This is a genomic window from Acinetobacter venetianus RAG-1 = CIP 110063 (assembly GCF_000368585.1).
Lineage (GTDB): Bacteria > Pseudomonadota > Gammaproteobacteria > Pseudomonadales > Moraxellaceae > Acinetobacter > Acinetobacter venetianus.
This window is the reverse complement of record NZ_KB849558.1, coordinates 1,653,668-1,674,072: the sequence shown is the minus strand read 5'-3', so window position 1 is coordinate 1,674,072 and position 20,405 is coordinate 1,653,668. Positions and strand designations below refer to the sequence as shown.

Below are 20,405 nucleotides of genomic sequence, written 5' to 3'. Positions count from 1 at the left end.
TTTATTTTTCTACTTTTTATTTTCATTGTAATTTTTTTATCAAAAAGTACTTTTTGAGAGAGGAAAATCAAAAGACTTGGAAAGTGTTTCTTAGCGTCAATTTAAAGGTTTTGGGTGTAAAATATACTAAATTTGCATTTTTTTAGTGAAAAGCTTGATTAATCGAAATTATAGGCGTATAAAGCATAACCTCTGGTGCGGGATGGAGCAGTCTGGTAGCTCGTCGGGCTCATAACCCGAAGGTCGTTGGTTCAAATCCAGCTCCCGCTACCAATTTATTTATTTGAATTTTGCTCTGTGATGTTTTAAATATTGCTGATGGTCATAATCGCTTTGGCAATGAAATTAGCTTAAATAACCCTAAATAAAGCTAAAATTATTAGATTCTAGAAATGTTGTTATCCTCTCTCATTTGTCTAATCTTGTAGTAAATCAAAATCGATCACTTGAGCTCAGTAATGAGTGATTCTGTCGTGAAAATTATCAATGAATGGCGTATAGCCAAAGCCGTGAATGGCAATGAAATATCTGTACAAATTATCCCACTTAAACGTCAACAAAATACGTTGGAAGGTTTTAAATGGGTTGAAGTTGGGAAAAAAGTTCTACTAGAGTCTGGTCAAGAAATTGACTTTAATTTAGATGGAAATAGCTTCTATACTTCGGTGAATCAGCTTTATCGATTGACATAAAAATTTCACATAGCTGTAGTACTTATTAAATGAAAATAGGCTGATTGAAAGCATCACGGTCTAATTTTATTTATATTCAAACAAGATATTTGAAGGTACAGCAGGCATGAGTGAAACAATCAATGGTACAGTAAAATGGTTCAATGAAAAGAAAGGATTTGGATTTATTCAATCTGATTCTGGCCAAGAAGTGTTTGCCCATTTTAGTGAAATCCAAAGTAAAGGCTTTCGAGCACTACAAGAAGGGCAACGCGTAACATTTACGTTAGGTGAGGGGCAGAAAGGGCCAGTAGCTAAAACGATTACTGTGATCTAAGGCATTAGATCACAATAAAAAAGCTCACATTAGGTGGGCTTTTTTATCGTCTATAGTTTAAATATTTAGTCAATTTGGCGATTATTAAGTTGTGATACGAAGATAGCTGATCAAAATAAAATATTTTTTCCAACTGATCATTGAGGTGTTCAATAGATTTAAGCTTTACATAGTAAACAATTAAATCTAATGAACTGTGAATATTAAAATTATGGCATTAGCTCTTAGTCTTATATTCCCAAGCCTTTAAAAATGTTTCGCAGATTTCTTGGTTAAGTTGCTGAAACTCTTGTTGGGGTGGTGTTTTACCACCTATTAGTGTTGCTGGATATGAGTATCCCATAACAGCACCCAAAAATACTTTTGCTGCTGCTTCAGGATTTAATACTTTGATGATCCCAGCATTGTTTGCTTTTTCGAGAATATTGATTAGAGATTTTTTAACACTTCCATGAGTCCGTTGTTGGACTTGCTCAAGAATTTCAGGCATTTCTACTAAAGCAATAATTAGAAGTCTTTGAATTCGAATTACATCGTGATCATAAAAGTGTTTTTGAACAGATTGGCAAATTTCTAACAATAACTTATCTAAATGATTGATCTTATCTAGGTTTTTATTATCAATAAAAGGAGCATCCATTTCAGCTTTGAAATCTTCAAATATTTCAATAAGTAGTGCTGTCTTTGTTGGGAAATGGTTATATAGCGTTTGTCTTGTAGTTCCTGCCTTAATTGCAATGTTATCTAAACTTACATCTAAACCATGCTCAAGAAATTGCTCACGTGCGGCTAAGATGATTTTTGGGCGAATATTTGAAGGCCTTCCTCTAGGTTTTTTTAATTTCAACATAATTACAATTTCTAACGGATTAATATTTATTTTACAGTAAAGTAAATAAATTATCTATAGGTCTAGGATTCTAGATATGTCTGATTTGAGATTTTCAAGTTATAAAATTTTTTTTTACTTTCTTTTACTCCCTTTTTTAAATGGATGTGATTCAGATCAACCTATAAAAAAAGCTATTCAACAGGTGAGCGTGATGACTATGACACCTGAAACTATTGAAACTAACAACCTATTAGCTGGAAGAACAGTTGCATCAGAAATTTCACAAGTCAGGCCTCAAGTAAATGGGGTAGTCATTGCACAGCTTTTTCAGGAAGGTTCATATGTAAAAAAGGGCCAACCACTTTATAAAATTGATTCAACACTTTATCGAGATAGTTTTGAGGAAGCGCGAGGAAATCTCGAATTGGCTCAAGCAACAGTAAACTCTACTCGTCTTCAAGCTGAACGTTACGAACAATTAATTAGTGTCAATGGTGTTAGTCGTCAGGAATTAGATGATGCACGGGCTGCTTATGCACAAGCAAAGGCTGCTGTAAATGTTAATAGAGCATTACTAAAAACTGCACAAACCAATCTTAATTACACTCAAATTACGGCTCCAATTTCGGGGCGAATTGGTCGATCAACGATTACACGTGGCGCTCTTGTAACGTCTAGTCAAGTAGATGCTCTAGTAACAATTCAGAATTTAGATCCTATGTATGTGGACTTAACACAATCCAGTGATGAGTTTATGGCACTTCGGAAACAACTCACAGAGGATGGAATACAGCCTGAAGAGTTAAGTGTTGATTTGCAGATGAATAATGGAATGAACTATCCAGAAAAGGGCACTTTTAAGTTTAGCGATATTACAGTAGATGAAGCGACTGGTAGTGTTACGTTACGTTCTTCATTTGCTAATCCCAATCAATCTTTATTGCCAGGAATGTATGTGCGGGCACAACTTGGTACAGGACCACATCCAAACAGTTTATTAATTCCCCAAGGGATTGAAATGAGAAATGCTGATGGTGAAGCATTTGTGTGGGTTGTTGTACAGGGGAATAAAGTTGAACAAAGAGCGATTACTTTAGGCGAAGCCATAGATAATCGGTGGTTAGTATTATCTGGTTTGCGTTCTGGAGACAAAGTTGTTGTTGAAGGTCTGCAAGGGTTAAGTGCTGGTCTGGTCGTTGAACCTACACCAATTCGCTGAGGAATTTTCGTATGCTATCTAGTTTCTTTATCGCGCGTCCGATATTCGCTTGGGTATTGTCCATATGCATTATGGCGCTGGGTGCAATTTCTATTTTCACTTTATCTGTTGAGCAATATCCTGATATTGCACCTCCCGGTGTAAATGTAACAGCAAATTATCCTGGTGCTTCAGCCAGTACAGTTGAAGATAGTGTTACTCAAATATTAGAGCAACAAATTAAGGGTATTGATGGTCTACTTTATTTTTCTTCTACAAGTAGTTCAGCTGGTCAGGCTCGTATTAGTTTGAGTTTTGATCAAAATACGAATCCAGATACAGCTCAAGTTCAGGTACAGAATGCAGTAAATCAAGCCTTGAGCCGTTTACCACAAGAAGTTCAACAACAGGGCATAACCGTTACAAAGTCTCAAGGAGACAGTCTGTTAGTTTTTGCTCTTTATGATGAAAGTGGTGCAAGATCAGATGTTGATATATCTGATTACATGGTAAGTACACTTCAAGACCCACTAAGTCGGGTAGATGGAGTTGGTGAGATCACAGTATTTGGTGCGCAATATGCGATGCGAATATGGCTTGACCCGCATAAATTAAATAGTTATAGCTTGATGCCATCCGATGTTAGAGCTGCTATTGAAGCTCAAAATACTCAAATCACAGCAGGTGAGCTTGGAGCTTTACCAACTAAGGAAAACCAAGCTTTAAATGCAACAGTAACTGCTTTGTCTCGATTGCAAACGGTAAGTCAATTTGAAAATATCATTTTGCGGACTGAGCCAAATGGTAGTGTGGTGTTATTGAAAGATGTTGCCCGAGTCGAACGAGGTGCAGAAAGTTATCAGACTACGACAAGATTGAATGGTAAATATGCTTCAGGTATGTCAATTCAGTTGGCTTCAGGTGCAAACGCTCTTGAAACAGCTGAACGTGTTAAAGCTGAAGTTTCCAGATTAACAGCATCCATGCCAGCAGGTCTAAAGGTGGCATATCCACGTGATAGTACTCCATTTGTAGAAGCATCTGTTCAAGGCGTGATTAAGACTTTAGCCGAAGCAATTGCACTTGTTATTATTGTGATGTTTGTGTTTTTACAAAGTTGGCGTGCAACATTAATTCCAGCGATTGCTGTTCCAGTGGTTTTGTTAGGTACCTTTGGAATTCTAAGTGTATTGGGTTATACCATCAATACGTTAACATTATTCGCGATGGTATTGGCGATTGGACTCTTAGTTGATGATGCAATTGTCGTTGTAGAAAATGTTGAGCGTGTAATGCATGAACAAGGTCTAAATCCAAGAGAAGCTACGCTTATCTCTATGAAAGAAATTTCAGGTGCATTAGTTGGTATCGCAATGGTCTTGTCTGCTGTATTCCTACCAATGGCGTTTTTTGGTGGCTCCGTCGGTATGATTTATCGGCAATTTTCTGTGACATTAGTCTCAGCGATGGTGCTTTCTGCTGTGGTTGCCCTAACTTTATCTCCAGCCTTATGTGCAACTTTACTTAGACCTACCAATCATCAGCATAAAAAGAGACGTTTCTTTACTTGGTTTAATCAAAAAGTAGATCAAAGTCAGTCTAAATACCGTAATTTACTCGCTAAGATCATCACTAAACCTAGAATATTCATGGTTTTATTTATTGTGATTACTGCTTTATTAGGATGGCAATATACGCGTATGAATACTGGTTTCCTTCCGCAAGAAGATCAGGGTTCCGTCATGGTTCAATTTAGTACACCTGTGGGCTCAACCTTAGCTGAAACTAAAGAAATAGGTAACCAAATTTCAGAGTACTTCATGACGAATGAGAAAGATAACTTGAACGTTATTTTTATGGTTATGGGACGAAATAATGCTGGTAGCGGTCAGAATGTAGGTATGGCATTTGCCAGTCTAAAACATTGGGATGATCGTAAGGGAGAGGATAATACTGCCGAGGCAATTATTTCTCGTGCAAATGCACATTTTCGCTCAATGAAACAAGCGCGAGTTCAAGTACTTTCTCCATCAGCGGTACGTGGATTAGGTCAATCTAGTGGTTTTGAATTATGGATGCAAGATGCGGAGGGTAAAGGGCGAGATGCTTTGTTAGCTGCGCAAAATACAGTTTTAAAAGAGGCAACCGCAGATCCTAGCCTTGCTGCCGTGCGATTAAATGGACTTGAAGATAAGTCTCAACTACAGGTTAATATTGATCAACGTAAGGCAAGTGCTTTTGGTTTAGCGCAGACAGATATTAGCAGTACTTTATCTACTGCATGGGGTGGCTCTTATATCAATGACTTCATTGATAGAGGACGTGTCAAACGCGTTTATTTACAAGGTGATGCAGCGTATCGGTCATTACCACAAGATATTGGCCAGTGGTATGTGAGAGGAACGACAGGAGAAATGACGCCATTTGCTAGTTTCTCATCTGTTAACTGGCAAATGGGACCTCAGATGTTGCAGCGTTTCAATGGCCTTTCATCTGTTCAGCTTCAGGGTTCTGCCGCAACTGGTGAAAGTTCAGGTGCTGCAATGAGTAAAATGCAACAGTTAATTGATCAACAACAAGGCTTTAGCCTCCAATGGAGTGGCTTGTCTTATCAAGAAAAGTTAGCGAGTGGCCAGACGATCTGGTTATATCTGGCATCTATCATATTTATCTTTTTATGTTTAGCTGCATTATATGAAAGTTGGTCAATTCCATTTTCCGTTTTACTTGTTATTCCTCTGGGATTAATTGGTGCTGTTATTGCTGCAAGTATTGCAGGATATGTTAATGACATTTATTTTCAAGTTGCGATGCTCACGACTATTGGTCTTTCAGCTAAAAATGCGATTCTTATCGTAGAGTTTGCCGCAGCAAAACTAGCTGAAGGTCAGTCATTAATAGAGGCTGTTATTGAGGGTGCAGGTCAAAGGTTAAGGCCCATTATCATGACCTCATTGGCATTTGTTGCTGGTGTTTTACCTCTGGCAGTTTCAACAGGAGCAGGTGCTGCGAGTAGAAGAGAAATTGGTATCGCTGTGACAGGAGGGATGATATCTGGAACGTTGCTTTCAATTTTCTTTGTTCCATTATTTTTCTTTTTGGTTCGCCATATATCTACCAGAAGAAAGACGATACCTAAGACATAAGTTAAATAGTATTCTCTAATCGAAATATCTAGGCCGATTTCGATTAGAGATTTTTGCTTATGATGTTCATTAAAACTACATAGGGCTTATTGGTATATTGCTATGAAGTTTAAAAGAGAATTAGATTAACGTTGCCAATTTATTCTAAACAGCAAAGATTAATGACGATTTCATTAGAATGAATGGCATAAGATCTATTTTTTCATTTGAAATACGGCGCATCTTTTTCTGTAAGTGGACTGTTACATTCCATACTTGTAAATTATATATGTTTATTATAAATAATCGTCTTCGCTAGATTTTTATTGATCTTATCTACGTGAAGTAATAAAAATGTCAAATAATATTGTACAAAATGAGTCAAATAAAAAAGCCTTTAAGTATTGAACTTAAAGGCTTTTTATATTTCATCGGATTGCTCCGAATCGAATTTTGGTGGAGATGGCGGGAGTTGAACCCGCGTCCGCCAGCACTACACTCGAGAATACTACATGCTTAGATATCGTCTATTGTTTTAACACCAAGTGACCCGACGAACAGGGTACAAAGTGCGATCCTCTAAGTTTGGTATAAAGCCCCGAGGCTTGACTCTATACGGACTTGTGTGCGTGCGCTTCGGTCGGGTTCCTAGACCACAAGTATTCTAGGAAGCGGACAAGCTGCCCTTAGGCAGCTAGAGCGTAAGTTTCGTCGTTTGCGACTATTTAAATGCAAATTTTATTTACGAGAGAAAATGCGCTCTCGGCATGCATCTATGAGCTTCATCACCAGCGTCGAAGCCAATAACATCCCCATATATGAACGAGCATCATAACACAAATATAGGAAATTTAAATCTAAATCTCTAATGGAATGTATTTGTGATTGAAAAGTAGGCATTCCAAACATACGGTAGTTAAATACAGAATAATTTACAGAAAATTTACAGAAAATTTACGCCTTACTCTTATTTCAATATAGAGAATTTACGCAGTCAATTTCCATACTAGTACTGACTTATTTTTTTAAATGGCATGTGCTATGTGGGAATTTATTTCCGTATTTATCCTTGCATTGGTTTTAGCCTACCCATTAGGACGCTATCTTGCAGATGTGATGCAAGCCCAACCAATGAAAAGTGATCGTTTGTTTAAATGGATCGAACAACCAATTTACGCCATTTTGAATGTGAAACAAGTGGGTATGAATTGGCGGCAATATCTTGCTGCTTTTGTCCTCAGTAATCTTTTTTTATTGGGTATAAGTATAGCGATCTTGATGACGCAAGCTTGGTTACCGTTGAATCCTGATCGTATTCCAAATATGAATTGGGATTTGGCAGTACACACAACGATTTCATTTCTAACCAATACCAATCAGCAGCATTATTCAGGACAAGCTCAATTGTCTTATCTGTCGCAAATGACAGTGATTGTTGGTTTGCAATATTTATCTCCGATTATGGGCTTGGCTTTGTTAACAGCCATGTTAAGAGCATTATTTTTACAGCCTAAAGATCAAGCTTTGGAAAATATTGAACCCAAAAATGCGTCACAAATTAATCTTGGAAATTATTGGATGGATATGATCCGACCATTATTCCGATTCTTTATTCCTTTGGGTTTGGTTTTTTCTCTATTACTGACTTTTCAAGGTGTGCCATCAACACTTTCTGCTGGTCCAACTGCGCAAGTTTTAGATCGAAGTACTGAAGTTCAGACCCAGCATATTCCTCTTGGACCTGTTGCACCGATGGTAGCGATCAAGCAATTAGGCAGTAATGGTGGTGGCTGGTATGGTCCAAACAGTAGTGTGCCTTTAGAAAATCCAACGCCATTATCCAATGTTTTGGAGATGCTTGCGATCTTGCTGATCCCAATGTCGGTTGTATTTATGCTTGGGCGTTTTGTGCAACGCAAAAAATTAATGTGGATGATTTTGGGTACGATGTTGTTGATGTCATTGGCTTCCACTGTATTCACATTATGGACTGAAAAATCTTCATTGGTTCCAAATACGGTGCTAATGGAAGGTAAAGAAGTCCGTTTTGGTGCTGAAGCTTCTGCTTTATGGGGAAGTTTAACCACACAAGTGAATAATGGTTCGGTCAATATGATGCATGACTCAGCTTCACCATTAACGGGTTTGGTTGAGCTATGTAATATGCTGATTAATGCCATTTGGGGCGGAATCGGTTGTGGTTTATTACAGTTCTTTATTTATCTATTTTTAGCTGTATTTATTGCAGGTTTGATGACTGGTCGCACGCCTGAATTATTTGGACGAAAAATTGAAGTCACTGAAATTAAGTTATTGGCATTGGTCATTCTCTTACAACCAGTGGTAATTCTTGGTTTAACTGCAATCGCCATCGCTTTCCCACCTTTAACAGGAAATTCAAACCCTGCATCGCATGCTATTAGCCAAGTCTTTTATGAATATGTGTCTGCGTTTGCCAATAATGGTTCTGGTTTTGAAGGTTTAGCCGACAACACTGTATGGTGGAATTTAAGTACCAGTGTTGCGTTATTAGCAGGTCGTTATAGCGTACTGATCATTCCCGTTTTAATTGCAGTCAGTCTAGAAACCAAACCTAAAGCAGATGAGACCAAGGGTTCTTTACAGATTGAGTCGCCTACATTTGCGCTCACCTTAATTGGAATTGTACTGATTTTAACGCTTTTGCAATTTATGCCAGTGTTGGTGATTGGACCAATTGCTGATTATTTATCTGTAAAGATCTAGTGGAGCAAGCACTATGAATCACTCTAATGCGACACAAATGGATATCTTGAATAAAGAAATTATTCAGCAAACCTTTTATAAATTATTGCCACAGCATGCCTTTAAAAATCCTGTAATGGCATGTGTATGGATTGGAACTGTCTTAACCATCGTGGCAACGTTGATGGGTAGCACCAGTTTTGGATTTGGTATTTTACTGAGCTTGATCTTACTGGTAACCGTTTTGTTTGCCAATTATGCCGAAGCAGTAGCAGAAGCCAAAGGACGTGGACAGGCATCTTCTTTACGCCAAGCTCGTGAAAACTTAACGGCAAATAAAATTGCTGATCTAAATGCTACTCCAATGGTGATTTCTGCAAATTTATTAAAAAAAGATGATTTGGTGATCATCAAAGCTGGTGAAATCGTGCCTGCAGATGGTGAAATCATTCAAGGTTTTGCCACCATTAATGAGTCGGCGGTGACAGGTGAGTCTGCACCTGTATTACGTGAAGCCAATACGGATCGGTCAGGTGTGATTGGGGGTACCAAAGTTTTATCAGATCAAATTATTGTTCGTGTAAGTAATGAGGCAGGCAATAGTTTCTTAGATCGCATGATTGCTTTGGTTGAAGGTGCAAACCGTCAAAAAACACCGAATGAAATTGCACTGAGTATCTTACTCAATATCATGACCATTACTTTTATTGTTGTGGTTGCCACATTACCGTTTATTGGTTCTATGGTGGGAATCAAAATCAGTCTAGTGATGTTGATTGCATTATTGGTCTGTCTTATTCCAACAACAATTGGTGGTTTGTTGCCTGCGATTGGGATTGCAGGGATGAACAGAGCCTTAAAAGCTAATGTGTTGGCGAAGTCAGGTAAGGCAGTTGAGGTTGCTGGTGATATTGATGTATTGCTGTTGGATAAAACAGGCACGATCACCTATGGTGATCGCCAAGCGACCGCTTTTTACCCATTGGCTGGTGTGAGTCCAAGTGAATTACGCCAAGCAGCAATGCTCACGTCTTTTGCTGACCCAACGCCTGAAGGTAAATCAGTCGTGAGTTTAGGGAAAGAAATGGGTGAAAGTATCCGTGAACCTAAAGATGCAGAATTTATTCAGTTTAGTGCTTCAACACGTTTATCTGGGGTTGATTTAGCGAGAGGGCAAAAAATTCGCAAAGGCGCAGTGAATGCGATTCTAAAATTTACCCAGCAAGAGATTAAAGACAATATTGAGCTGAAAGCCCGGGTAGAACAAGTCGCGTCTAAAGGCGCAACACCATTGGTTGTTGCATCGAATCATACAATTTTAGGTGTGATTGAACTTTCAGATGTGATTAAACAAGGGATTAAAGAACGTTTTGCATTGTTACGAGAAATGGGGATTAAAACCATCATGGTAACAGGGGATAATCCTTTGACCGCTGCTGCAATTGCCGCTGAAGCAGGTGTCGATGATTATATTGCTGAAGCTCGACCAGAAGATAAGTTAGCCTGTATTCGTAAAGAACAAGCCGCAGGAAAATTAGTCGCGATGGTCGGTGATGGAACCAATGATGCACCCGCTTTGGCACAAGCAGATATTGGTTTGGCAATGAACTCAGGTACGCAAGCTGCAAAAGAAGCTGGAAATATGGTCGATCTAGATTCTGATCCAACCAAATTGCTTGATGTTGTAGAAATTGGTAAGCAGCAGTTAATCACCCGCGGTGCTTTAACCACATTTTCTTTAGCAAATGATGTGTCTAAATACTTTGTGATTTTGCCTGCATTGTTCGCCGTTGCGATTCCTCAGCTTGATGTCTTGAATATTTTACAGTTGAGTAGTCCAAGTAGTGCGGTGATTTCTGCATTGATTTTTAATGCACTGATCATTCCGATGTTGATTCCTTTAGCGCTGAAAGGGGTGCAATTTAAACCGGCCAGTGCCTTACAGCTATTGCGTCGTAATATGCTGATCTATGGTCTAGGTGGTGTGGTTTTCCCTTTTATTGCGATCAAATTGATTGACTTTGTTGTGTCGTTGTGGATTTAGGAGTACATCATGAATACATTAGAAAATCTTCCCTTATCGACTGAAGCACAATCCATTTTTCGATCTAGTCTAGGTTTAGTGCTGGTTGGTTTCTTGATCGCAGGCGTATTGTATTGCAGTGTGAGTGTATCTTTGGCTCAATTGTTATTTCCTAAACAGGCCAATGGTAGTGTCATCGAGTTAAATGGAAAAATTGTCGGGTCAAGCTTGGTAGGACAAAATTTTGTGAGTGAACAATATTTCCATAGTCGTCCGAGTACTGGGAATTATAATGTGGATGGTGTAGCTGGAAGTAACTTGGCAGTGTCTAATCCTGAATTGCAAAAGCAAATTAAAGAAAGAACCTTGCAGTTTGCTCAAAGCAATCAAATCCTTGAGCAACACGTACCACCAGAGATGATTACTGCATCAGGTAGTGGGATTGATCCCGACATTTCACCTGAAAGTGCGTTATTACAAGTGAAACGTGTGGCACAACAACGTGCTTTAGCCGAGCAGAAAGTGAGAGATTTAGTGCAACAACAGATTCAACCTGTTCAATTGGGCTTGTATGGGCAGGCGCGAGTCAATGTGCTTCAGCTCAACATCGCTTTAGATCAACTATCATCAACTTCACGTTGATAGAGCTTAGCCTATGCAGATCGACCGAAATAACAAAGCAGATGCATGGTTGGCACATAGCCAACGTGAACAATCTGGACGTTTAACCATTTTCTTGGGCGCAGCACCTGGTGTAGGCAAAACCTTTGCCATGTTGTCGAGAGCACATGAGTTGATGCGACAAGGTCATCATGTGCTGGTAGGCGTGGTCGAAACGCATGGTCGAGCTGATACCGAAGCTTTGATTCAAGGTCTGAATGTTGTTCCTAAAAAGACTGTTGAATATCAAGATCGATTTTTAGATGAAATGGATCTTGATCAAATTCTGAAGTTAAAACCTGAAATTGTTTTGGTTGATGAACTCGCACATCGAAATGTGCCCAATAGCCGTCATGAATATCGTTGGCAAGATGTGAATGAGTTATTAGATGCGGGTATTGATGTGTATAGCACATTGAATATTCAGCATCTCGAAAGTTTAAATGATGTGGTCTATCAAATTACGGGCATTCGGGTAACAGAAACCGTGCCAGACGCATTATTAAAAAGATTAAAAGATATTCGCTTGGTTGATCTGCCTGTACCTGAACTATTGGAGCGTATGAATCATGGCAAAATTTATTTAGCGGATGTTGCCCCACATGCCTTGCAAGGCTTTTTTAAGCCAGCCAATCTCACAGCTTTACGAGACCTTGCGATTCAAACGGTTGCAGGACAGGTGGATATTGATTATCGGGAGAAATTTGTAGCTCAAGGACAAATTATTCCGATTCAAAATCATGTGATGTTAGCCATTGATGGAACTGAGTTTTCAGAGGATTTAGTCAGACGAGCACATCGAATTGCCGAAAGGAGAAATGCGACTTGGAGTGTGATTTCAATTCAAAAAAGCAAAATTGAAAACAGGCAAACTTTTGCTGTTACTAAAGCATTTAATTTGGCACGTAAGTTAGGTGCAGATACCTATTTATTGTATAGCAATCAAATTGCAGCAACGATTTTACAGGCTGCTTATGATTATGGCGCATCTAATATTTTATTGGGCAAGAGCGCTAAAAAATCATTATGGCAACGCTTATCTTCAGATCATATTGCTGATCAGCTTTTAGAAAAACAACATCCTTTTGAGATTACTTTTGTTCAGCCGTTAAAAGCCAAAAATAATGAATCTAAAACGCGAATAGAAAACACAACCTCTGATTGGTTAACGCAAGGTTTTGGTTTCAATCCGCGTGAGATCACGGAAAGTATTTTAATTGTATTACTCGGTTTTCTTGTTGCACTGGTGAGTGATCACTTTATTGGTTATAGCGAACTGGCTTTGATTTTTGTGGTGACAGTGCTGATTGTTGCGATGCGGACAAGAATGCTGATTACGATTATGAGTGTCTTGATTTGCTTTCTACTTTATAATTATTTCTTTATTGAACCACGATTTACCTTTCGAATCAGTGCCGAGCGTGGCGTGATGACGATTATTATGTTTATCGTTTCTGCTTTATTAGTAGGACGATTGGCCAATCAACTACGCGCTCAAGTGCTGAGTTTGCGCGCTGCAAATTCGATGTCACTCCAATTGCAAGAGTTAGAGCGAAAGTTATCTACTTGTGTTGATGTTGAGCAAGTTTTAAACATATCCAAGCAGCATTTGGAAAGTTCGCTCAATGCTACTGTGTGGTTGAGAGTGAGTGGACAATCAGTAGGCGATACACTAATTTTGAATGAAAAAGATCAAATAGCAGCAGATTGGACACAAAAGAATGCTAAACCATGTGGGCGTTTTACCAATACTTTGACCAATTCAGAATGGTGGTTTAACCCAGTAAATTTAGTGGCAGATTTTGGTGTGGTTGCCATTCGATTTAACCGTAATTTGCAAAGTATTCACTTCGAGCAGCAACGTTTGGCTGAGTTAATGATTGATGATATTGCACAAACGCTTTCTAGGGTGCAGCTATCGTTGCAGTTGGAAAATTCTAGAGTCGTTGCTGAAACTGAAAAGCTTCGTTCTGCTTTATTGTCATCTGTATCACATGATTTGCGTTCGCCGTTGGCGGCAATGATTGGTTCAGCAGATACGCTGAAATATTATGGCGAGCAAATGCCTGAGACCGATCGACATGAATTATTAGATACCATTCATATAGAAGGTGAGCGCTTAGATCGCTATATTCAAAATCTTTTGGATATGACGCGTTTGGGTCATCAAGGATTAACACTCAGTCGTGCGTGGATTGGCGTTGATGAGTTAATTGGTTCTGCAAGTGAACGTTTAAAACGATATCAACCGCATGTGAGCATTAAGATTTCATTTGCTGAAGAGCTGCCTGCGTTATATGTACATCCCGCTTTAATTGAACAAGCTGTTTTTAATGTTTTAGAAAATGCAGCCAAATTTTCTCCAGAAAATGTGCCTATAGAAGTGAATATTCAGCAGATCGAAAGCTATTTACAGATCGAGATTGAAGATCAAGGTGTTGGTATTCCTGAAGATGAGCGTGAGCAGATTTTTGATATGTTCTATACCATGCAAAGGGGAGATCGAGGTAAAACAGGAACAGGGTTGGGTCTTTCAATTGTAAAAGCGATTATTGGCGCGCACATGGGGAGTATTGAAGCTTTTAGTGGGAAACATGGTCAAGGCACTTTAATTAGAATACGATTACCTTTACATCAGGATTAAATACAGTTTTTATGCCGCAATTATTCAACTCAGACATGGCGATTCTCATTATTGATGATGAACCACAAATTCGAAAATTTTTGGACATTGCTTTGCGCGCGCAAGGCTATAAAGTGTATGTGGCTGAGAATGGTATGAAAGGACTTGAGACTTTGGCGAGTCGAGGTGCAGATTTATTGATTCTTGATTTGGGTTTACCTGATATGGATGGTCAAGAGGTTTTGACTGAGTTAAGACAGTGGTCTGACATTCCTGTGATCGTACTTTCTGCGCGTCCTGATGAAAATCAAAAAATTAAATTGCTTGATGCTGGCGCGAATGATTATGTCACGAAACCATTTAGCATTCAGGAACTGTGTGCACGCATTCGAGTGATGTTTCGCAATAAACCGCAACAGGTTGAACAGAAAATTGTCTTTGATGATGGTCAATTATCTGTGAACGTGGCTGAACATATGGTTAAGTTAGCGAATGAAGAAATTGTTCTCACCAAAAAGGAATTCCAGCTTTTAGCACTACTGATTCGCCATCAGGGTAAGATTGTTACGCAGAAACAAATTATGACCGAGTTATGGGGTGTTAGCCATGAAGAAGATACCCATTATCTGCGAATTCTCGTCAAAAAACTTCGAACCAAAATCGGAGATTCAGCACTCACTCCCGCTTATATTTTTACGATCGCAGGCGTTGGATTACGCTTTAAGGAAAGCTAAATAAGAACTCATAATATTTTAGAATAATAAAAAATTAGTCAAAGATAAAATAAATGAATTTCACGTATCTAATTAAATATTTATTCCAATAAAACTCTTTTCAGATCATTTTTATTGCCTAATTTTTTAAATTTATTTTTTTCATTTTTGCTGAATAAAAATTAACTAAAGAGAAAATTTGAGGAATCAGTAACCTCAAGCACAGGAATAGCCAATTCGGATTTTTACTAAATAACATTAACCTGAAGTTAATGAACTGCAATTGGGGTTGATTGATTGGAAACTTGAAAAAGCTTTTTATAAGAGAAGATCAAGACATAACCAAGGAAATACACATGGAAGGTTCTGTTCAGCATAAAGAACGACTTTGGACAAAGCGTCGACATAGTAAACAACTAAAATTGGAAATGGCAAGCAAATACACAGATGGTGTGGTCATTCCAACAGAAGATATTATCAAAGTGTTAGAAACGCTGATTGCTCCTGGAGATCGAGTTGTTTTAGAAGGGAATAATCAAAAACAAGCCGACTTTTTATCTCGTTCTTTGGCAAAAGCCAATCCTGACGTTTTACATGACTTGCACATGATTATGCCAAGTGTGGGGCGTGCCGAACATTTAGATTTATTTGAAAATGGAATTGCTCGAAAACTCGATTTTTCTTTTGCAGGCACACAAAGTTTACGTATTAGTCAGTTGCTAGAGGATGGACTGCTTGAGATCGGGGCGATCCATACATATATCGAACTGTATTCACGTTTATTGGTTGATTTAATTCCGAATGTCGTGCTATCGGCAGGTTTTATGGCAGATCGACAAGGAAATATTTACACAGGTCCAAGTACGGAAGATTCACCAGCGCTAATTGAACCTGCGGCTTTTAGTGATGGCATTGTAATCGTGCAGGTTAATGAACTTGTAGATGATGTGACTGATTTGCCAAGAGTAGATATTCCAGCATCTTGGGTCGATTTTGTCGTGGTTTCTGATAAACCTTTTTATATCGAACCATTATTTACACGTGATCCTAAACACATTAAACCAGTGCATGTCTTAATGGCAATGATGGCAATTCGAGGTATTTATGAAAAGCATCAAGTACAGTCATTGAATCATGGTATTGGTTTTAATACCGCTGCGATTGAGCTGATTCTGCCGACTTATGGCGAGTCATTAGGCCTAAAAGGAAAAATCTGCCGAAACTGGACGCTCAATCCACATCCAACCTTAATTCCAGCAATCGAAACAGGCTGGGTTGAAAGTGTGCACTGCTTTGGTACGGAACTCGGTATGGAGAAATATGTCGCTGCGCGCCCAGATATTTTCTTTACTGGTCGAGATGGCTCTTTACGTTCTAATCGGATGATGTGTCAGCTTGCAGGTCAGTATGCTGTTGATTTATTTATTGGTGCAACTTTGCAAGTAGATGGTGATGGGCATTCATCAACTGTAACGAAAGGGCGCTTAGCGGGATTCGGTGGAGCACCGAATATGGGACATGATCCTCGTGGGCGTCGTCATGCAACACCTGCTTGGATTGATATGCGAGTCGCAGGAAATACGGATACAGAAACGTATTTAGCCCGCGGTAAAAAGTTAGTTGTTCAAATGGTTGAAACTTATCAAGAAGGTGGTAAGCCAACATTTGTTAAGACTTTGGATGCTGTGGATGTGGCTAAGAAATCAGGAATGGATTTAGCGCCAATTATGATCTATGGCGATGACGTTACACATTTATTAACAGAAGAAGGTATTGCCTATTTATACAAGGCGCGCAGCTTAGAAGAGCGTCGAGACATGATCGCTGCGGTTGCTGGTGTGACTGAAATTGGACTAAGCCAAGATCCTAAAAAGACACAAAAACTACGCCAAGAAGGGCTAGTCGTGTTCCCTGAGGATTTAGGAATTCGACGAACAGATGCGACACGCGAGTTGTTAGCCGCAAAAAATATTGCTGATTTGGTGACTTGGTCAGATGGACTATATGAGCCTCCTGCAAAATTCAGGAGCTGGTAATGAATGCAATCCTAAAAACAACCAGTTTCTTCAGTACCTCAGAGCATCTTGCTGATATGGCAGTTGCGGCATTGTTAGATGAAGTGAATCTAACCCCAAAACCAGCACTGGTTGATCAACGTGGATGTGGTGCTCACGATGACCTTACGCTTGAACTAATGGAGCGATCTGCACGCAGTCTAGCACCGATGTTCAAAGCAATGGCAGAAGCAGCAGAGCATCATGGACAGGTTTGTCAGGCGTTAAGAGAAGACATCGGGCAATTGGGGCGACAAGGTGAGCAACGCATGTTGCAAGTCACACAAGGTGTAAATACTCATCGAGGGGCGATTTGGTCGATTGGACTTGTGGTGACTGCTACAGCACTCAGAGTTTTTAATAAACAACCATTTTTTATTAAAAATATTTGCACGACAGCGAGTGAAATTGCACTGATCGAAGATCGTTTCGTTCCTCAACAAAAGACGAGTCACGGTGAGAAAGTTAGACAGCAATTTGGTGTAAATGGCGCTAAACAACAGGCTCAACTTGGTTTTCCAATGATCACGCAACATGGTTTACCTCAGTTAAGACATAGTCGCGATCAGGGGGGGACAGAGTCGGAAGCACGCTTAAATGCCCTCATTTCGATGATGGCACAGCTTACGGATACCTGTGTGATTCATCGTGCTGGACTGGATGGTTTGAACAAAATGCAATTAGGTGCTCAACAGGTTTTGGCGTTAGGTGGTTGTTCAACTGCTCAAGGAAAACAAAGGCTTGAAGAACTAGAGCGCGACTTATTAGCCATTCGGGCATCAGCGGGCGGAGCGGCAGATTTATTGGCCACGCTTTTGTTTCTCGATGAAGTTGAACAATACAACTGAGTTCGATAACAGGGAATATATCAATGGAAATACTTAATTTTGAATTTACAGCGAGTCATTCGCCAGACAAATCAGCTTTAGTGGGCTGTGTTGGCTCTGGTGATTTAGAAGTTTTGATGGAACCAAGTCATTCAGGAAAAACCACCATTCAAGTGATGACATCGGTTGATGGCAGTGAGCAACGGTGGAAAAATTTATTCGATCGCATTTTTTTAGAATCAAATACACCCGCAGTTCATATTGATATTCATGATTTTGGTGCGACGCCTGGTGTGGTGAGATTACGTTTAGAGCAGGCTTTTGAGGAGGTGCAACGTGGTTGATATTGATTACTTACTCAGCAAGCAAAGCTTTATTGAGCTAGATGCGCGTGAACGGGCTAAATCTTTGTTTGATCAAGGCAGCTTCAAAGAGTTACTTGATCCTTTTAGTCGTATGATGTCGCCGTGGCTACCGAAGCAAAATATTGTTCCTCAAGCCGACGATGGTGTAGTTGTTATTAAAGGAACGATTCAGCAAAAAACTGTGGTAGTGATTTCTATTGAAGGAATGTTCCAAGGCGGCAGTTTAGGTGAAGTTGGTGGTGCTAAGATCGCTGGTGCTTTGGAATTGGCGATAGAAGATAACCAAAATAATATTCCTACTACTGCGATTTTGTTACTTGAAACAGGTGGCGTTCGTTTGCAAGAAGCGAATTTAGGACTCGCCGCGATTGCTGAAATTCAATCCGCGATTGTGGAACTCAGACAATATCAACCTGTGATAGGTGTGGTGGCTGGCAGTGTGGGATGTTTCGGCGGAATGTCGATTGCCGCAGGTTTATGTAGTTACTTGATCATCACGCAAGAAGGTCGTTTAGGGTTGAATGGCCCCCAAGTAATTGAACAAGAAGCTGGTAGCAATGAGTATAACGCCAAAGATCGGCCATTTATTTGGAGTATCACGGGTGGTGAACAACGTTTTGCGAGTGGGCTTGTTGATGCATTTGTTGAAGATGATCGTGAGCAAATTAAGCAACAAATTATTGGTTTTATAGCGCAAGGTATTCCAGCTGTGCAACGCAGTTCACAAGCTGAATTTTATCTATCTAAGCTTACTCAAGTGGATACCTCTCAACAGATTTCACCGACTGAAGTCCAAGAATTATATCGAGGAGAAAAAGCATGAACATGGATGTAAATGCAATTAAGAACTCATCAAGAGGACGACACTGGTTTGGTGCTTTAACAAATCAGTTTCAGGCAGTTGATAGCGGAATAGCATCGTTGCTTATTGCCGATGGACAATTAAATGGTAAACCGACTCGTGTTTTTTGTGTCGTGAATAATGAACAGAACCTATATCCAAGAGCACGTCAAGGTGAGGTTGGATTATTAGAAGGATGGTCATTAGCTCGTGCGGTTGATCAGGTCATTGAAGCTGATCGAGATCGTGCAGAAAAACGCGGAATCCTATGTATTGTTGATGTACCAAGTCAGGCCTATGGTCGTAGAGAGGAAGTACTCGGTATTCATCAAGCGCTTGCAGGAGCTGTAGATAGCTATGCGCGTGCCCGTTTAGCAGGTCATCCGATTGTTAGTTTGCTGGTTGGAAAATCAATGTCAGGTGCATTTTTAGCACATGGTTATCAAGCAAATCGTATTCTCGCCTTTAAAGATCAAGGTGTGATGGTACATGCGATGGGCAAAGAATCTGCGGCACGCGTGACTTTACGGACCGTTGAGGAGTTAGAACGATTAGCAGCCAATATTCCACCAATGGCGTATGACATCGAGAGTTATAACTCTTTAGGATTGTTATCAGACATTTTGGAAGTGAGTAATGCGGATCAACCTTCTGTTTTAGATATTCAGCAAATACAACAGGCATTAACAGCAGCCTTTGAGGATATTAAACAGCAAGGAACCCATGACCTAAAACATCGCTTGAATGCTGAAAACCGTAGTGCGTCCAAACGCGTGCGTGAACTGTTACGTGAGCAATGGTCATGACCACGTTCCAACCTCACGATTTGTTGTGGGGAATGACTACAGAACTTTTGCCAGATGATGTGTCGCAATGGGTGGTTGAAGCTGTGTCTGAACAAAGACCCGTGGTGGTTAGACGTGCAGTGACCAATCCTAGAAATATTGCGGTTGGGATACGCGGTAAGCAGCGGAGCCATCGGTTGGCATTAGAAATGCCAGTAAACGCCATAAGCAAATGCGTGAAACCTGAAAGTTTAATTGATACAGATTTGAGCCAATTTCCACATCTTCAGGGGAAATTAGCCGCTGTTTATAACTTGATGCAAGGTTTAAATTTGTCATGGGGATATACGGGAAGCGTGGGGTTTGAACTGGCAACTGGGCTGAAAACGGTGAATGAAAATAGTGATATTGATTTATTAATTCGCGCTCATGAACCAGTTTCAAAGTTGGATGCTCAAAATATCTTAGGGCTATTAGATCAATTGAACTTGAAGCTCGATGTGCAGTTACAAACTCCACAAGGTGGTGTTGCCTTGAGAGAATGGGCAGGGACAACAGGGAATGTCTTACTAAAACGCAATGATAAGGCTGTTTTGGTAGACAATCCTTGGGGCTAAGGGAATAGCA

16 protein-coding genes, 1 tRNA gene and 1 other RNA gene are annotated in these 20,405 nt (G+C 39.8%); 16 read left to right on the top strand and 2 right to left on the bottom strand.

Annotation, left to right across the window (positions count from 1 at the left end; genetic code table 11):
- Positions 1-196 precede the first annotated feature (196 nt).
- The 3 genes from F959_RS13335 to F959_RS13325 all read left to right on the top strand — a co-directional run bounded on the left by F959_RS13335 (position 197) and on the right by F959_RS13325 (position 1,008).
- Positions 197-273: transfer RNA gene (locus F959_RS13335), tRNA-Met, on the top strand.
- Positions 274-458: 185 nt separating this feature from the next.
- Complete coding sequence (locus F959_RS13330) at positions 459-692, top strand: hypothetical protein (protein WP_004881015.1); 234 nt, start codon at positions 459-461, stop codon at positions 690-692.
- Between the two features lie 106 nt (positions 693-798).
- Positions 799-1,008: a cold-shock protein gene (locus tag F959_RS13325; protein ID WP_004881013.1), complete on the top strand. Its 210-nt coding sequence runs from the start codon at positions 799-801 to the stop codon at positions 1,006-1,008.
- A 217-nt stretch (positions 1,009-1,225) separates the two neighbouring features.
- Here the strand turns inward: F959_RS13325 and F959_RS13320 are convergent, their stop codons facing one another.
- Entirely contained in the window at positions 1,226-1,858 is a 633-nt protein-coding gene (locus F959_RS13320; protein ID WP_004881010.1) for a TetR/AcrR family transcriptional regulator, read from the bottom strand.
- 76 nt (positions 1,859-1,934) lie between these two features.
- Between F959_RS13320 and F959_RS13315 the strand changes: the two genes are divergently transcribed.
- Positions 1,935-3,059, top strand: a complete 1,125-nt coding sequence (locus F959_RS13315; RefSeq protein ID WP_004881008.1) for an efflux RND transporter periplasmic adaptor subunit — start codon at positions 1,935-1,937, stop codon at positions 3,057-3,059.
- A gap of 11 nt (positions 3,060-3,070) precedes the next feature.
- Complete coding sequence (adeE, locus tag F959_RS13310) at positions 3,071-6,184, top strand: multidrug efflux RND transporter permease subunit AdeE (RefSeq protein ID WP_004881006.1); 3,114 nt, start codon at positions 3,071-3,073, stop codon at positions 6,182-6,184.
- A 433-nt stretch (positions 6,185-6,617) separates the two neighbouring features.
- On the opposite strand, the gene ssrA is transcribed toward adeE, so the two are convergent.
- Positions 6,618-6,977: a transfer-messenger RNA gene (gene ssrA, locus F959_RS16585) on the bottom strand.
- Between the two features lie 227 nt (positions 6,978-7,204).
- Between ssrA and kdpA the strand changes: the two genes are divergently transcribed.
- The 11 genes from kdpA (at position 7,205) to F959_RS13255 (ending at position 20,395) form a co-directional block, all read left to right on the top strand.
- On the top strand, positions 7,205-8,908 hold the full coding sequence (gene kdpA / locus F959_RS13305) for a potassium-transporting ATPase subunit KdpA (protein WP_004881003.1): 1,704 nt from the start codon (positions 7,205-7,207) through the stop codon (positions 8,906-8,908).
- Positions 8,909-8,921: 13 nt separating this feature from the next.
- Entirely contained in the window at positions 8,922-10,931 is a 2,010-nt protein-coding gene (kdpB, locus tag F959_RS13300; protein WP_004881001.1) for a potassium-transporting ATPase subunit KdpB, read from the top strand.
- Positions 10,932-10,940: 9 nt separating this feature from the next.
- Positions 10,941-11,552: a potassium-transporting ATPase subunit KdpC gene (kdpC, locus tag F959_RS13295; RefSeq protein ID WP_004880998.1), complete on the top strand. Its 612-nt coding sequence runs from the start codon at positions 10,941-10,943 to the stop codon at positions 11,550-11,552.
- A gap of 13 nt (positions 11,553-11,565) precedes the next feature.
- A complete protein-coding gene (locus F959_RS13290) occupies positions 11,566-14,214 on the top strand; it encodes a sensor histidine kinase (RefSeq protein ID WP_004880996.1) in 2,649 nt (882 codons plus the stop codon).
- Between the two features lie 11 nt (positions 14,215-14,225).
- A complete protein-coding gene (locus F959_RS13285) occupies positions 14,226-14,927 on the top strand; it encodes a response regulator (protein ID WP_004880993.1) in 702 nt (233 codons plus the stop codon).
- A gap of 335 nt (positions 14,928-15,262) precedes the next feature.
- Entirely contained in the window at positions 15,263-16,942 is a 1,680-nt protein-coding gene (gene mdcA / locus F959_RS13280) for a malonate decarboxylase subunit alpha (RefSeq protein ID WP_004880991.1), read from the top strand.
- Positions 16,942-17,808 carry a triphosphoribosyl-dephospho-CoA synthase gene (locus tag F959_RS13275; protein ID WP_004880988.1) on the top strand — a complete coding sequence of 289 codons (867 nt, stop codon included), beginning with the start codon at positions 16,942-16,944 and terminating at the stop codon, positions 17,806-17,808. The genes mdcA and F959_RS13275 overlap by 1 nt, the downstream gene beginning before the upstream one ends.
- 23 nt (positions 17,809-17,831) lie before the next feature.
- Complete coding sequence (locus F959_RS13270) at positions 17,832-18,131, top strand: malonate decarboxylase subunit delta (RefSeq protein ID WP_004880986.1); 300 nt, start codon at positions 17,832-17,834, stop codon at positions 18,129-18,131.
- Complete coding sequence (locus F959_RS13265; RefSeq protein WP_004880984.1) at positions 18,124-18,975, top strand: biotin-independent malonate decarboxylase subunit beta; 852 nt, start codon at positions 18,124-18,126, stop codon at positions 18,973-18,975. Before F959_RS13270 ends, F959_RS13265 begins: the two co-directional genes overlap by 8 nt.
- Positions 18,972-19,799 carry a biotin-independent malonate decarboxylase subunit gamma gene (mdcE, locus tag F959_RS13260; protein WP_004880982.1) on the top strand — a complete coding sequence of 276 codons (828 nt, stop codon included), beginning with the start codon at positions 18,972-18,974 and terminating at the stop codon, positions 19,797-19,799. The genes F959_RS13265 and mdcE overlap by 4 nt, the downstream gene beginning before the upstream one ends.
- Positions 19,790-20,395 carry a malonate decarboxylase holo-ACP synthase gene (locus F959_RS13255; RefSeq protein WP_029424898.1) on the top strand — a complete coding sequence of 202 codons (606 nt, stop codon included), beginning with the start codon at positions 19,790-19,792 and terminating at the stop codon, positions 20,393-20,395. The genes mdcE and F959_RS13255 overlap by 10 nt, the downstream gene beginning before the upstream one ends.
- Positions 20,396-20,405: the final 10 nt, after the last annotated feature.